This is a genomic window from Dactylosporangium sp. CA-152071 (genome assembly GCF_050936335.1).
Lineage (GTDB): Bacteria > Actinomycetota > Actinomycetes > Mycobacteriales > Micromonosporaceae > Dactylosporangium > Dactylosporangium maewongense.
The window spans coordinates 595,106-607,767 of sequence record NZ_JBNJMZ010000001.1; the positions used below are offsets into that span (position 1 = coordinate 595,106).

The window sequence follows — 12,662 nt, forward strand, 5'->3', positions numbered from 1 at the left end:
TTCCTAGCGAGCGGTAGGCGACGATCCGGGACTGATGAGCGATCCGGGGAAGTGACAGGCGACCTGACGGTCGGATGAAACCGGCGACAACGGTGGGGGGCTCGTAGCGCAGATGTCCTGCGCCACGGGACAGCGAGGCTGGAACGGGCAGCCGGGTGGCGCGTCCAGGGGCGAGGGCGGTTCGCCGGCCAGCACGATCCGGTCCGCCGCACCCGGGGCCAGATCCACCCGGGGAAGCGCGGAGAGCAGCGCCACCGAGTACGGATGCAGGGGCTGCTCGAAGAATTGCTCCCACGGCGCCAGCTCCACCAGACGCCCCAGGTACATCACGGCGATCCGGGTGGCGATCTCCCGGACCGCGACCAGGTCGTGCGAGACGAACAGGTAGGCGAGGCCGTGCTCGCGCTGCAGGTCCCGCAGCAACGCGATGACGTGCGTCTGGATCGACACGTCGAGCGAGGCGGTCGGCTCGTCGAGCACGATCAGCTCGGGACGGGCGGCGAGCGCACGGGCGATCGCGACCCGCTGCGCCTGGCCACCGGAGAGCTCATGTGGATACCGCTCGGCCAGGGCCTGACCCAGTCGCACCTCGTCGAGCAGTTCGGCCACCCGCCGGCGGCGCTGATCCCCGGGCATGCCGAGATTGACCAGCGGCTCCGCGATCGCGTCGCCGACTCGTTGACGTGGGTTGAGTGAGCCGTGCGGGTCCTGGAAGACAGCCTGCATGCGCTGCTGGCGCCGCACGCCGCCGCGCGGGTCGGCCGGATTGTCACCGGCGACCCTGACGGTGCCCGATGTGGGCGGCTGCAGGCCCAGCACAAGATGCGCCAGGGTGGACTTGCCGGAGCCGGACTCGCCCACGAGCGCCACCGTTTCGCCGGCCCGTACGTCGAGGTCGACACCGGCCAACGCGTGCAGCTTCCTGCGACGCACCCGGTAGACCTTGGTCGACGCACGAACAACCACGAGCGGCTCGCCGACCACTAGCTGCTTCACGGGCTGCTCCGGCAGCACCGGCGCGGGAGACGGTGCCGGGCCGTCAGCGCCTGCGTTGCGGGGCGCCTGCCCGACCGCGTCGTGGTTGAAGCAGGCGACCCAGTGCCCGCCGCCGATCGACAGCAGCTCGGGCATGCTCTGCGCACAGGCGTCGAGCCGGTAGGTGCAGCGCGGCTCGAACGGGCAGCCGGGCGGTGGATCGGCGAGGTCCACCGCGCTGCCCGCGATGCTTGCAACCTCTCCCCGCCGCAGTGTGATACGCGGGGTCGCGTCGCGCAGCGCGGCCGCGTACGGATGGCGCGGCCGGGCGAAGAAGTCCGGCGCTGGGCTGTCCTCGACGATCCGGCCGCCGTACATGACGATGACCCGGGTGCAGAGCTGGCGGATCAGGCCAAGGTTGTGCGAGACGATGACCAGCCCCATGTCGGCCTGCGGGCCCGGCGCCCCGATGGTGGCGAAGAGTTCCATGATCTGTGCCTGGATGGTGACGTCCAGCGCCGTGGTCGGCTCGTCCGCGATCACCAGCAGCGGGTCGTTCGACAGCCCCAGCGCGATCAGGCCGCGCTGCCGCATGCCACCGGAGAGCTCGTGCGGACGCCGCGCGAGTTGGCTGCGCGGCGCGGGCATGCCCACCGACCGCAGCGCCTGGACGGCCCGATCCCGGCGGCGCCCGCGGTCGGTCTCGCCATGCGCGCGCAGCCCTTCGGAAAGGTGGTCGCCCAGGGTCCGTAGCGGGTCGAACGAGGTGAGCGGGTCCTGGAACACCATGCCGGCCTTGCTGCCGCGCAGCCTGCGCATCCGCTCCTCCGGCAGGTCCGACAGCTTGATGCCGTCGATCGTGATGGAACCGGACTCCTGCTTCGACCACGGCGGCAGGAGCCGCATCAGTGCCAGCGCCAGCGTCGTCTTGCCCGAGCCGGACTCACCGACGATGCCGACGCGCTCGCCGGACACCACGTCGAAGGAGGCGCCCGCGACGGCCTGCACGTCGTCGTAGGCGATGGTCAGGTCGCGAACTGAGAGCAGGCTCATCGCGGCCGCCTGCCGGCCACGTCGACCCGGAGCGCGGCGCCGAGCCCTTCGCCGACGAAGTTGATGCCGAGCACGGTCAGCATCAGCATCAGCGCGGGCGCGAGCGCGGCCACCGGGGCGGTGTAGATCGCCCGGACCCCTTCGGTGAGCATCACCCCCCAGTCCGCTTCCGGCGGCTGTACACCGATGCCGAGGAAACTCAAGGCCGAGAGCACCACGATCCCGTTCCCCATTCCGATTACCAGCAGGACGACCAGCACGTCAGCGACGTTGGGCAGCACATGCACGCGCAGCATCCGCGCCAGCGAGGTGTTGCTGAGGCGAGCCGCCTGTATGAACGCCGCGCTGCGCAATGGCAGGACCGACCCGCGCATGACCCTGGCGTAGGACGGCAACGCCGCGATCGAAACCGCGATAACCGCGCTCGTCACGCTCGGGCCCAGGATCGCCACCACGACGATCGCTGTAAGCAGCGTCGGGAACGACAGCAGCACGTCCACCACACGCATCACGACGGTGTCGAACGCCCGGCCGATGAAGCCGGACGCGATGCCGAGCAGGCTGCCGGCGACCGCGCCCAGGCCGACCGCGAGCAGGCCGGCCGGGATGGACAGCACGCCGGCGTGCAGGAGCCGGGCAAGGATGTCGCGCCCGAGGTTGTCGGTGCCGAGCGGGTAGGTCGCGGACGGACCGGCGTAGGCGTCCATTGGATGCGTGCGGGTCGGTGACGCACCGTAGACCAGTGGCCCCACTACGGTGACGACCGCGACGATCAGGAGCAGCACCAGGCCCACCCGGGTCAGTCGCTGCGACAGGAACCGGCGAGCCGCGCTGGATCTGGTCGTCATGACAGGCCGATCCGGGGGTCGATGATGCGATAGACCACATCGATGAACAGGTTGATGCCGAGGATCAACAACGCCACGACGAGGATCTCCCCCTGCACGGCCGGCAGGTCCCGTCGGCCGATCGAGTCGAAGATCGTGGTGCCGAGTCCCGGCCAGGAGAAGATGTTCTCCACGATGAGGGCGCCCGCCAGTAGCCGTCCGAACTCCACCGAGAGCAGCGTGACCACCGGGATGGACGCGTTGGGCAGCACGTTGCGGGTGAGCAGCCGCCGCTGGGGCACACCGACGGCACGCAGCGTCCGCACGAAGGGCCGGCCCACCGCGTCCAGCACGCTCGCCCGCACGACCCGCGCCTGGATGCCGGCGAGCGGAATGCCCAGCGCCAGCGCGGGCAGCACGATCGAGGTCCAGGATTCCGCGCCGGCCACCGGGAAGATCTGCAGATATACCGCGAACACCGTGGCAAGCACCGTGGCGAGCAGGAAGTCGGGTGTGGCCACCAGCATCGTGGTCACGGTGGTGAAGCTCAGCCCCGCGCGGCGCCGCTTCGCGTCGCGCAACGCGCTGGCGATGCCGATCGGCAGCGAGAGCAGCAGGCCGGCGAGAACGCCGGCTGCCGTCAGCATCAGCGTGTTGGGCAGGCGCTCGGCGACGACGTCGGCCACCGGCTGCCGGGTGAGGAACGAGGTGCCCAGATCGCCGTGCAGGACGTTCTCCAAATAGGTGAAGAACTGCACCAGCAGCGGATCGTTGAGTCCAAGCTGTTCCCGCAGTTCCTCGGCGACCTGCGGATCCAGATTGGTGCCCGCGATGACCTGCACGGGGTCGCCAGGCACGAGACGGATCATCGCGAACGTGATCACGAGCACCGCCAGCGCGGCGGGAACTGTCACCAGTACCCGCCGCGCGACGAACCGTACGAAGCTCACTCGGCCGGCACCAAGTCGTTGATCTTCAGGATGCCGTCCGGCTGCATGCCGATCCCGCCGACCGCCTTCGCCGAGAACACGACGCTCTTCGGCTGGTAGAGCACCAGGGCCGTATGGTCGGCCGCCATGAGATGCTGCGCCCGGGACACGAGCGCGTTGCGCTTGGCCGCGTCGACCTCGCTGATCGCCTGGTCCAGCGCGGCGTCCACATCCGGGTTGCAGTTGAACGTCAGGTTGGTGCCCTGCGGCACCTGCGCCGATGGGATGTTGGCGCAAGCGAAGAGGATCCGCATCGACCCGGCCGGGTCCAGGATGCCGTAGCGGCCGATGTAGATGGACTGGTCACCCTTGCGGCGGGTCTGGGTGACCGTGGCGAACTCCTCGGTCTTGATCTGCGCCTTGATGCCCACCTGGGCCAGCTGGTCCTGGACGAGCTGGTCGATCGCGGGCCACGGGTCGTCGCTCGCGGACAGGATGGACAGCGTCAACGGCTTGCCGTCCTTCTGCATGACGCCGTCGGCACCGGCGGTGTAACCGGCCGCCGCAAGCAGCGACTTGGCCTGGGCCTGGCTGTACTTGGTCACCGCGCTTTCGACGGTCTTGTCGTAGCCGGGGACGATGGTCGGCACCGTGCTCCAGTTGGTCTCGGCGTAGCCACTGGCCACGGCCTGGATGAGCGCGTCACGGTCGATCGCCGCCGAGATCGCCTTGCGGACGTTGAGGTCCGGCACACTCTTCGCATTGATCCACAGGGCGGTCTCGCTGACCCCGGGGAAGGAAGTGTTGTTGAGGTTCGATGCGGAGGCGAGACGCTTGGCGTCGGGCCCGGTCAGCTGGGCCACCTGTACCGCCCCGGTGGTCAGCAGGTTCGCCCGGGTGCTGGCGTTGGTCACGTACTGGAAGATGATCCGCGCGTACTTCGGAGCGCCTTTGTTCGTCAGGTCGGGACGGATCGTCGTGTAGTCGTTGTTCCGCTCGACCTCGAGGCGGTCGCCCTTGACGTAACTGACGAACTTGTAGGGGCCGGTTCCCACGGGCTTGGCGTCGAGGGTGCCGGCACTCGCTGCGGCCGGCGACGGGATGCTGAGATCCGCGTTGGTGAGGTTGATCAATGCCGCGCCCACGGGCGTCTTCCAGGTCACCTTCACGGTGCTGTCGTCGATGACCTGACTGTTGTCGTACGGGCCGAGAACGCTCTTGGAGTTGGTCGCCTTGGTGGCCGGGTCGACGACCCGGTCCAGCGCGGCCTTGACCGCTGCGGCGTTGAACGGGGTGCCGTCGTGGAACTTGACTCCGGTGCGGAGCTTGAACGTGATGGACGGGCCCTCGACGGTCCAGGACTCGGCCAGGCTGGGACCGATCGTGCCGTCGGCGTTGGCCACCACGAGCGTGTCGTAGATGGCGGCCATCTCGTCACTGAGGTATTGAATGTTCTTGGCCGGGTCCAGGGTCGGCTGCTCGGCGCCCTCGGCGATGTGCAGCGTCCCGCCGCCGGCCGAGTTGTCGGTATCTGCCGAACCGCACGCTGCGGCGGCGGCGATCATGAGGAGCACGGCACCACCGGCGACCAGCCGGGAGTACATTCCCCTGCGGCGCGTAGACATTTGGACTGTCTCCACTTCGACGAAGCCGCCCGCCACCAGGCGGGACGCGATCCTCTGACGCGTGACTGAGTATTAGCGCGGCCACAAAGTCATGTCAACGGCTGAAACGATCGTTCCGATAATGTTCGGTACGGGCTGCTGCGGCAGCGTATCCGGCGGGTCGAAGCGTTTTGACAGGTGAAACAAATCGACTACGATGAGGCGCCGGCATGGGCCCTACCAGGGGTATCATCGCCCGTGCGACCTCATACTCGCTCCGCGCCACCGTCCCCAGTGTCACGAGACAGGACAGACCGATGAAGCAGACGGCTGAGTCCGCCGCCAGCTACCCGATCCGGGCCGTCGAGCGCGTCTGCGACATTCTTGACGTGCTGCAGCGATCCCGCGACGGTGCGTCGCTCTCGGATGTCGCCGAGGTGACTGCGCTGCCGAAGAGCTCGGCCTTTCGCTACCTGTCGGCCCTCGAGGCCCGCCGCTACGTCGAGCGTGATCCGGCCAACAGCCTGTATCGGCTCGGCCTGGCCTTCCGGCCGCAGCACACCCGGCAGGTGGACATGCTCGTCAACCAGGCCAGGCCACACCTGGAGAAGCTGCGCGACCGGCTCGGCGAGACCACAAACCTGGGCGTGCTGGACGGAGCGCACATCGTGCACGCCCTCGTGGTGGAGAGCAACGAGATGATGCGGCTCGCGGCGCGCATCGGCGAGCGGGGCAGCATCCACGCCACCGCGCTGGGCAAGGCGATCGCGGCCGAACTGCCTGATGACCGGGTGCGCGCCATCCTCTCGGCCGAGCAGATGCTCCAGTACACCGACAGCACGATCGTCTCCGTCGAGGGATACCTGGCCGAGCTCAAGCGCGTCCGGCGCGAGGGATATGGGCTCGACGACTGCGAGAACCAGCCCGACGGCCGCTGCGTGGCGGTCGTGCTGGAGAGCATCCCGTTCCTGTGCGGCATCAGCGTGAGCGCGCCGGCCCGTCGGCTGACCTCCGACAAGGTCGAGACGGTCGCCCGCGCGCTGCGCCGCACCGCGATGCAGCTGGTGCGCGACTACCACGCCAGCGCCTGAAGCGCGCTCTCCACAAGCAATCCACCATCCGCACAGCCCAGCCCCACGCGCGGTGTTGACCATCGGCCGCGGCGGCGGCTACCGTCGTGTCAGTTTCAACTGTCGGTCTGCGAAATCCACTAGGCAGAACGCGGACGGCGCGACGGGCACCGGAAGGGGAGCCGAGTGGTGTCAAAAGCCTCGAGGATCAAGTCAGCGGAGTACTGGCCGCGAGCGAGCCGCCATCTTCCGGGTGGGGTCAACTCCAACGTGCGGCTGTCCGCGCCGCCGGTCTTCTTCAGCCGCGCCCAAGGCGCGTGGATGTGGGACGTGGACGGCAACGACTACGTCGACTACCTGCTAGGGCAAGGGCCGAGCTTCCTGGGCCACGCCAACGCCACAGTGAATCAGGCGGTCCACGACGCCTGCGGGGACGGCATGCTCTACGGCAACTCACACGTGCTGGAGGTCGAGGCCGCGGAGCGGATCTGTTCGGCGCTCGGCTGGGCCGAGATGGTCCGGCTCGGCCTGACCGGCACCGAGTCGGTCCAGGCGGCCCTGCGGCTGGCGCGTGCGGCGACCGGACGCCGGCGGTTCATCCGGTTCGAGGGCCACTACCACGGCTGGCTCGACAACGTGCTCGTCGACGCCGCTGGCACCGGACCCGCCAGCGCCGGCCAGGTCGGCGCACAACTCGCCGACTCGGTGGTGCTGCCGTGGAACGACGCGGAGGCCGTCGCGGCCGCGCTGGCCGAGCACCATGGCCAGATCGCCGCGCTCATCATGGAACCCATCATGGTCAACGCCGGCACGATCGAACCGCGACCCGGCTATCTGCAGCGCGTCCGCGAACTGTGCACCGAGCACGGCGTGGTGCTCATCTTCGACGAGGTGATCAGCGGCTTCCGGGTCGCCCTCGGCGGTGCGGCGGCCCGGTACGGCGTCACACCCGACCTTGCCACCTACGGCAAGGCCATGGCGGGCGGCTGGCCGGTCGCGGCCTTGGCCGGACACGCTCACCTGATGGAACGATTCGGCACCGGCGAGGTCAACCACTCGGGCACCTTCAACGGCTCCGTGATGGCCGCCGCGGCGGTGGTCGCCACCATCGACCTGCTGACCTCGGACCCGCCGTACGAGCGCATCGCCGAGCACGGCACGGCGTTGATGGCCGGGCTCCTCGAACTGGCCGACAAGCACCAGGTGCCGCTGCGGGTGCAAGGTGTCCCGATGGCGTTCCACGCCTCGTTCGGCCCTCGGGAACCGGTCACCGACCACCGCGAACTGCGCAACCTCGACCTTGCCCGGTACGCCCGCTTCGCCGAGGTGCTGGCTGGGTACGGGGTCTGGGTCGCCGGGCGAGGGATCTGGTACGTCTCAGCGGCGCACGGCCCGCGTGAACTCGCCACCACGCTTGAGCGCGTGGACGATGCGCTGAACGAATCAGGCGCGTAGGGAGTTCGGGCACATGCGGGTCGGCATTCTCGGTCTCTGGCACGAAACCAACACCTACGCCACGCACCAGGCCACCCTCGCGGACTTCGCGGACTTCGAACTCGCGCAGGGTCACGAGGTCCTCGAGCAGAACGTGGACACCGGATCGGTCATCGGCGGCTTCGCCGACTCTCCCGACCACGAACTGGTGCCGATCTTCTCCGCCGGCGCCTGGCCGTGCGGCCCGGCCGATCGGGTCACCATCGAGGCCCTGCTCGAGCGCGCCGGCCGGGCCTTGCGCGCGGCCGGCCCGCTCGACGGGCTGCTCGTCAACCTGCACGGAGCGATGGTCGCCGACGGCTATCCCGACACCGAGACGGCGCTGCTGTCGGTGGTCCGGGAGACCGTCGGGTCCGTGCCGCTGGCGGCGGTGCTCGACCTGCACGCCAACCCGTCACCCGAGCTGGTCGAATCATGCGAGGTACTCGTCAGCTACGACACCTACCCGCACGTGGACATGCGCGAACGGGGCCGCGAGGCGGCCCGGCTGCTCGGCGACGTGTTCGCCGGGCGGCGGTTGCGCACGGCCGTCGGCAAGCTCCCACTGCTGGTCTGCCCGTTGGCTCAGGCGACCGACGCCGAGCCGATGCGCTCGCTGCAGCGACGGGCCGCGGCCCGGGCCCGCGCCGCGGGACTGGTGCGGATCTGCATCCCGGCCGGCTTCGCCTACAGCGACGTCGACCGGGTCGGCATGAGCGTGCTCGCCATCCACGACGAGGGCGACGAGGCGGCCGCGCGCGACGTCATCGCCGAGACCCTCGCCGACATCACCGAACAGACCGACGCCTTCATGGTGGCTCGCGACGACGCCGCCACGGCCGTGCGCCGGGCGATCGCCGGCGTGGCCCGCCCGGTCGTCCTCGCCGACGTCGCCGACAACATCGGCGGCGGCAGCCCGGGCGACGGGACCGCACTGCTCGCCGAACTGCTGGCTCAGCACGCACAGGACGCCGTGGTGACCGTGGCCGACGCGCGGGTCGCCCGCCTGGCGGCGGACCTCGGCACCGGCGCGGAGATCGAGGCGCTGGTCGGCGGGAAGACCGACCGCCGGCACGGCGACCCGGTGCGCGTGCGCGGACGGGTCGTCACCGTCACCGACGGCCGCTACCGCACCCAGGGCAGCTGGATGACCGGACGCGAGTTCAGCATGGGCACCACCGCGGTGCTGCGCGTCGAGGGCATCACCCTCGTGGTGACCGAGAGGCCGACGCCGCCGTTCCACGCCGAGCAGCTCTCCTCCGTCGGGGTGGACGCCCGCTCCGCCAAGATCATCGTCGCGAAGGGCGCCATCGCCTGGCGGGCCGCGTTCGGTGACATCGCCGCCGAGGTCATCGAGGTTGCCACGCCCGGCGCCTGCCCGATCGACGTCGCCTCACTTCCCCGCAACACAACGCCGATGACCCTCCCACCGACGACCTTCGTAGCCCGGCCCGGCGTGAAGCCATGAGCGGCCCGGAGCGAAGCGGAGAGGCCGCTTTCTGGCTGGAATGCCGCGCCTGTGGCAGGTCCCGGGATGCCGGCTCCCTGCGTTACCGCTGCGCCAGCTGCGGCGGAGAACTGGTCGTGCGCTACGCCGCTGCCTCCGACGGTTGGCAGGACCCGGCGCGGCGCGGGGTCTGGCGCTACCAGGGCCGGCTACCGCTGCACGACCCGGCGAACATCGTGAGTCTGGGCGAGGGTGCCACGCCGCTGGTGGAGCTGACCGGTGCCGTGCCCGGCGTCGCCTCCGTGCAGGTCAAGTGCGAGCATCTGAACCCGACCGGCTCCTTCAAGGACCGCATCGCTTCAGTCGCCCTCTCCATCGTGCGTGAACGCCGGCTCGCCGGCTGCGTCGGCACCTCCTCCGGTAACGGCGGCGCAGCCGCCGCCGCCTACGCGAGCCGGGCCGGCGTGCCGGCGGCGCTGTTCGCCCTCGCCGACACCGCCGCACCCAAGCTGCGCCAGATCCGAGCGCTCGGCGCGCGTGTCCATCTCGTCGACGGCCTCGGCCACGACGCCGCAGCCACCGACTCGGCGGCCGTCACCATTGCCGCGATCGCCGCCGATCGGGGCCTGATGCCGCTCCTGACCGGCGGCCGGTTCTCCCCCGAGGCGATGGAGGGTGCGACCACGATCGCGTACGAGATCGCCGAGGACGCCCCGGCCACGACCGTGGTGTATGCGCCGGTCGGCGGTGGCGGGCTGCTCTCCGCGATCGGCCGTGGCTTCACCGCGAGCGGGTTGATCGCCAACGGTGCGCGCCCCCGGGTCGTCGGTGTGCAGCCGGCCGGTTGCCCGACACTGCGCCCGGCGTTGGCCGGTGACCTCACCGGGCTTCGGGGCCCATGCACCACCACCGTCTCCGGGCTGCAGGTCGCCGTCCTCTTCGACGGCGTCGGCGCGGTCGACGCGGTGCGCGAATCCGGCGGGCACCTGACCGAAGTCACCGACGAGGAGATCCTCGATGCGCAGCGTATCCTCGCCCGCCGGCACGGCATCCTGGTGGAACCGGCCGGCGCGACCGCATTCGCGGGCCTGCTCGCCGACGCGGCGGCGGGCCGGCTCGACCCCTCCGACCGGGCGGTGATCGTCGCGACCGGGGCCGGCTACAAGGACGCCGGTGCCCTCGCCCGGCTCGCCGGCGACGACCCGGTGCCCCGGATCACCGCCGACCAGATCACCACCGCGATGGACATCCTCCGCTAATGGAAGGCCGGATCGCCTTGTCTGCACCGCGCTCGATCAACAGCCTCTACGACCTCACCGGTCGCGTCGCGATCGTGACCGGCGGAGCCGGCCTCTACGGTCGCCACATGTGCTACGCACTGGCCGAGGCCGGTGCGCACGTGGTGGTCACCTCCCGCGACCTGACCGCGTGCGAGGCGGCCGCCACCGCCCTCCGCCGGGACGGTTACGAGGCCAGCGCGCACCGGCTCGACCAGGCCGACGAGGCGTCCATCGTGGAGCTTCGCGATGCTGTCGTGGCATCGCTGGGCCGCATCGACGTGCTGGTGAACGGTTCGGTGCACCGCCAGGGCAGCGACCCCAACCGCACCACCGCCGCGGACTGGACCGCCACCAGCGAGGTGAACTCCTCCGGGCTCTTCCTGATCACGAAACACATCGGCGAGCAGATGATGGCCCAACGTTCGGGCAGCATCGTCAACATCGGCTCGATCTACGGTGTGGTCGGGCCCACCTTCGACGTCTATGCGGGCACCGAGATGACCTCGCCTGCCTTCTACGCGTTCGACAAGGGTGGCATGGTGAACCTCACCCGGTACCTCGCGTGCTTCTACGCGCCCTACGGCGTGCGGGTGAACTGCCTGTCGCCGGGCGGGTTGGCGACCCCAGACCAGCCGGCGGCATTCGTCACCGCCTACGCCGAACGCACGCCGCTGGGTCGATTGGCCGGACCCGACGACATCAAGGGCCCGGTGGTCTTCCTGGCCTCGGACGCCTCCGGCTATGTGACCGGTGTGAACCTCATGGTCGACGGCGGCTGGACCGCCCACTGACCGGGGTATGGGACCAGGCCCGCGTGCCGCGCGTCTGGAAGCGTGGCGCGGACCCCTTGTGGTGTCCACAAGGGGTCGAGCCGAAGTTGACCTGCCCAAGTGGCTTGCGCTAACGGACGATGCGCTCGGTGGAGTCGAGGTCGAAGAGGTGGACGCGGCCGGGCTTGATCACCGCGGTGACGCGGTCGCCCACTGCGACCGGGTCCTCGGGTGGCACCCGGGCGACGACCGTCGCTCCGCCGACCTCGAGTTCCACGAACGTGTCCGACCCGATCGGCTCCAGCAGGGCGACCTGCGCGTCGAAGGACAACCCGCCCGGCGCGCCCAGCGACACGTCCTCGGCCCGCAGGCCGGCCGCGACCCGCGGCCACTCGCCGTCGCGCAGCCCGATGGACTCGGCGGTGCCGAGTTCGAGGCGGACGTCCGGCGCCGTGAACACGACCCCGGCGGCGTGCCGCTCCAGGCGTCCCTCGATGAGGCTCATCCTCGGCTTGCCGAGGAAGGTCGCCACGTACATGTCCCGCGGTTTGCCGTAAACCTCGTGCTGGGTGCCGTACTGGACCAGCTTGCCATCGCGCATCACCGCGATCAGGTCGGAGAGGGTCATCGCCTCCTCCTGGTCGTGGGTGACGAAGACGCTGGTGGTGCCGAGCGTCTGGTGGAGATGCTTCACCTCGGTCCGCATGCGTGCGCGCAGGGCCGCATCGAGATTGCTGAACGGCTCGTCAAGCAGGAAGACCGCGGGCTTCTTCACCATCGCCCGCCCCAGCGCCACCCGCTGCTGCTGGCCACCGGAGAGCTGCCCGGGCCGGCGGTCCAGCAGGTGCTCGATGGCGAGCAGTTCTGCCGTGTGCCGGACCCGGGACTGGATCTCCGGCTTCGGACGGCGCTGGAGCCGCAGCCCGAAGGCGATGTTGTCGAAGACAGACATGTGCGGGTACAGCGCGTAATTCTGGAACACGATCGCCATGCCACGCTCGTTCGGGGGCACCCTGGTGATGTCACGCTCGCCCATGTGGATCGAGCCGCCGTCAGCTTGGTCCAGGCCGGCGATCAGGTTCAGGGTCGTGGTCTTGCCACACCCGGACGGCCCGAGCAGCGTGATGAACTTGCCCGCCGGCAATTCCAGCGACAGGTCGTTCACCGCCATCACCTTGCCGTAGCGACGATAGATCGATTCCAGCCGTAGTGACATACCCGCCATGTCCAACTC

At 69.9% G+C, this 12,662-nt stretch carries 10 protein-coding genes; 5 read left to right on the forward strand and 5 right to left on the reverse strand.

The genetic code is table 11. From position 1 onward, the window contains the following. Nucleotides 1-3: 3 nt before the first annotated feature. From ACQEVZ_RS02100 to ACQEVZ_RS02115, 4 genes are read right to left on the reverse strand one after another with little or no spacing between them, the layout of a single operon-like run. Nucleotides 4-2,028, reverse strand: a complete 2,025-nt coding sequence (locus ACQEVZ_RS02100) for a dipeptide ABC transporter ATP-binding protein (RefSeq protein ID WP_433360472.1) — start codon at nt 2,026-2,028, stop codon at nt 4-6. Then, a complete protein-coding gene (locus tag ACQEVZ_RS02105) occupies nt 2,025-2,876 on the reverse strand; it encodes an ABC transporter permease (protein WP_433360474.1) in 852 nt (283 codons plus the stop codon). Before ACQEVZ_RS02105 ends, ACQEVZ_RS02100 begins: the two co-directional genes overlap by 4 nt. Beyond that, complete coding sequence (locus ACQEVZ_RS02110; RefSeq protein WP_344505318.1) at nt 2,873-3,805, reverse strand: ABC transporter permease; 933 nt, start codon at nt 3,803-3,805, stop codon at nt 2,873-2,875. Before ACQEVZ_RS02110 ends, ACQEVZ_RS02105 begins: the two co-directional genes overlap by 4 nt. Continuing rightward, nucleotides 3,802-5,409, reverse strand: coding sequence for an ABC transporter substrate-binding protein (locus ACQEVZ_RS02115; RefSeq protein WP_433360478.1), 1,608 nt, complete (start codon nt 5,407-5,409; stop codon nt 3,802-3,804). Before ACQEVZ_RS02115 ends, ACQEVZ_RS02110 begins: the two co-directional genes overlap by 4 nt. Before the next feature lie 296 nt (nt 5,410-5,705). Between ACQEVZ_RS02115 and ACQEVZ_RS02120 the strand changes: the two genes are divergently transcribed. The 5 genes from ACQEVZ_RS02120 (at nt 5,706) to ACQEVZ_RS02140 (ending at nt 11,449) form a co-directional block, all read left to right on the forward strand. Beyond that, nucleotides 5,706-6,479 carry an IclR family transcriptional regulator gene (locus ACQEVZ_RS02120; RefSeq protein ID WP_433360481.1) on the forward strand — a complete coding sequence of 258 codons (774 nt, stop codon included), beginning with the start codon at nt 5,706-5,708 and terminating at the stop codon, nt 6,477-6,479. A gap of 249 nt (nt 6,480-6,728) precedes the next feature. Then, nucleotides 6,729-7,913: an aspartate aminotransferase family protein gene (locus ACQEVZ_RS02125; RefSeq protein WP_344505698.1), complete on the forward strand. Its 1,185-nt coding sequence runs from the start codon at nt 6,729-6,731 to the stop codon at nt 7,911-7,913. A gap of 13 nt (nt 7,914-7,926) precedes the next feature. Then, entirely contained in the window at nt 7,927-9,399 is a 1,473-nt protein-coding gene (locus tag ACQEVZ_RS02130) for a M81 family metallopeptidase (protein ID WP_433360484.1), read from the forward strand. Nucleotides 9,400-9,515: 116 nt separating this feature from the next. Continuing rightward, entirely contained in the window at nt 9,516-10,637 is a 1,122-nt protein-coding gene (locus ACQEVZ_RS02135) for a pyridoxal-phosphate dependent enzyme (RefSeq protein ID WP_433360487.1), read from the forward strand. After that, the gene (locus ACQEVZ_RS02140) at nt 10,637-11,449 is read left to right on the forward strand and encodes an SDR family oxidoreductase (protein WP_344505325.1); all 813 of its coding nucleotides are present in this window, start codon (nt 10,637-10,639) and stop codon (nt 11,447-11,449) included. Before ACQEVZ_RS02135 ends, ACQEVZ_RS02140 begins: the two co-directional genes overlap by 1 nt. Nucleotides 11,450-11,558: 109 nt before the next feature. Here the strand turns inward: ACQEVZ_RS02140 and ACQEVZ_RS02145 are convergent, their stop codons facing one another. Beyond that, nucleotides 11,559-12,593 carry an ABC transporter ATP-binding protein gene (locus ACQEVZ_RS02145; RefSeq protein WP_433360490.1) on the reverse strand — a complete coding sequence of 345 codons (1,035 nt, stop codon included), beginning with the start codon at nt 12,591-12,593 and terminating at the stop codon, nt 11,559-11,561. Between the last annotated feature and the right edge of the window lie 69 nt (nt 12,594-12,662).

Coding starts and splice junctions, on each gene's coding strand:
- ACQEVZ_RS02100 (WP_433360472.1), bottom strand. CDS start 2,028: ATGAGCCTGCTCTCAGTTCGCGACCTGACCATCGCCTACGACGACGTG.
- ACQEVZ_RS02105 (WP_433360474.1), bottom strand. CDS start 2,876: ATGACGACCAGATCCAGCGCGGCTCGCCGGTTCCTGTCGCAGCGACTG.
- ACQEVZ_RS02115 (WP_433360478.1), bottom strand. CDS start 5,409: ATGTCTACGCGCCGCAGGGGAATGTACTCCCGGCTGGTCGCCGGTGGT.
- ACQEVZ_RS02120 (WP_433360481.1), top strand. CDS start 5,706: ATGAAGCAGACGGCTGAGTCCGCCGCCAGCTACCCGATCCGGGCCGTC.
- ACQEVZ_RS02130 (WP_433360484.1), top strand. CDS start 7,927: ATGCGGGTCGGCATTCTCGGTCTCTGGCACGAAACCAACACCTACGCC.
- ACQEVZ_RS02140 (WP_344505325.1), top strand. CDS start 10,637: ATGGAAGGCCGGATCGCCTTGTCTGCACCGCGCTCGATCAACAGCCTC.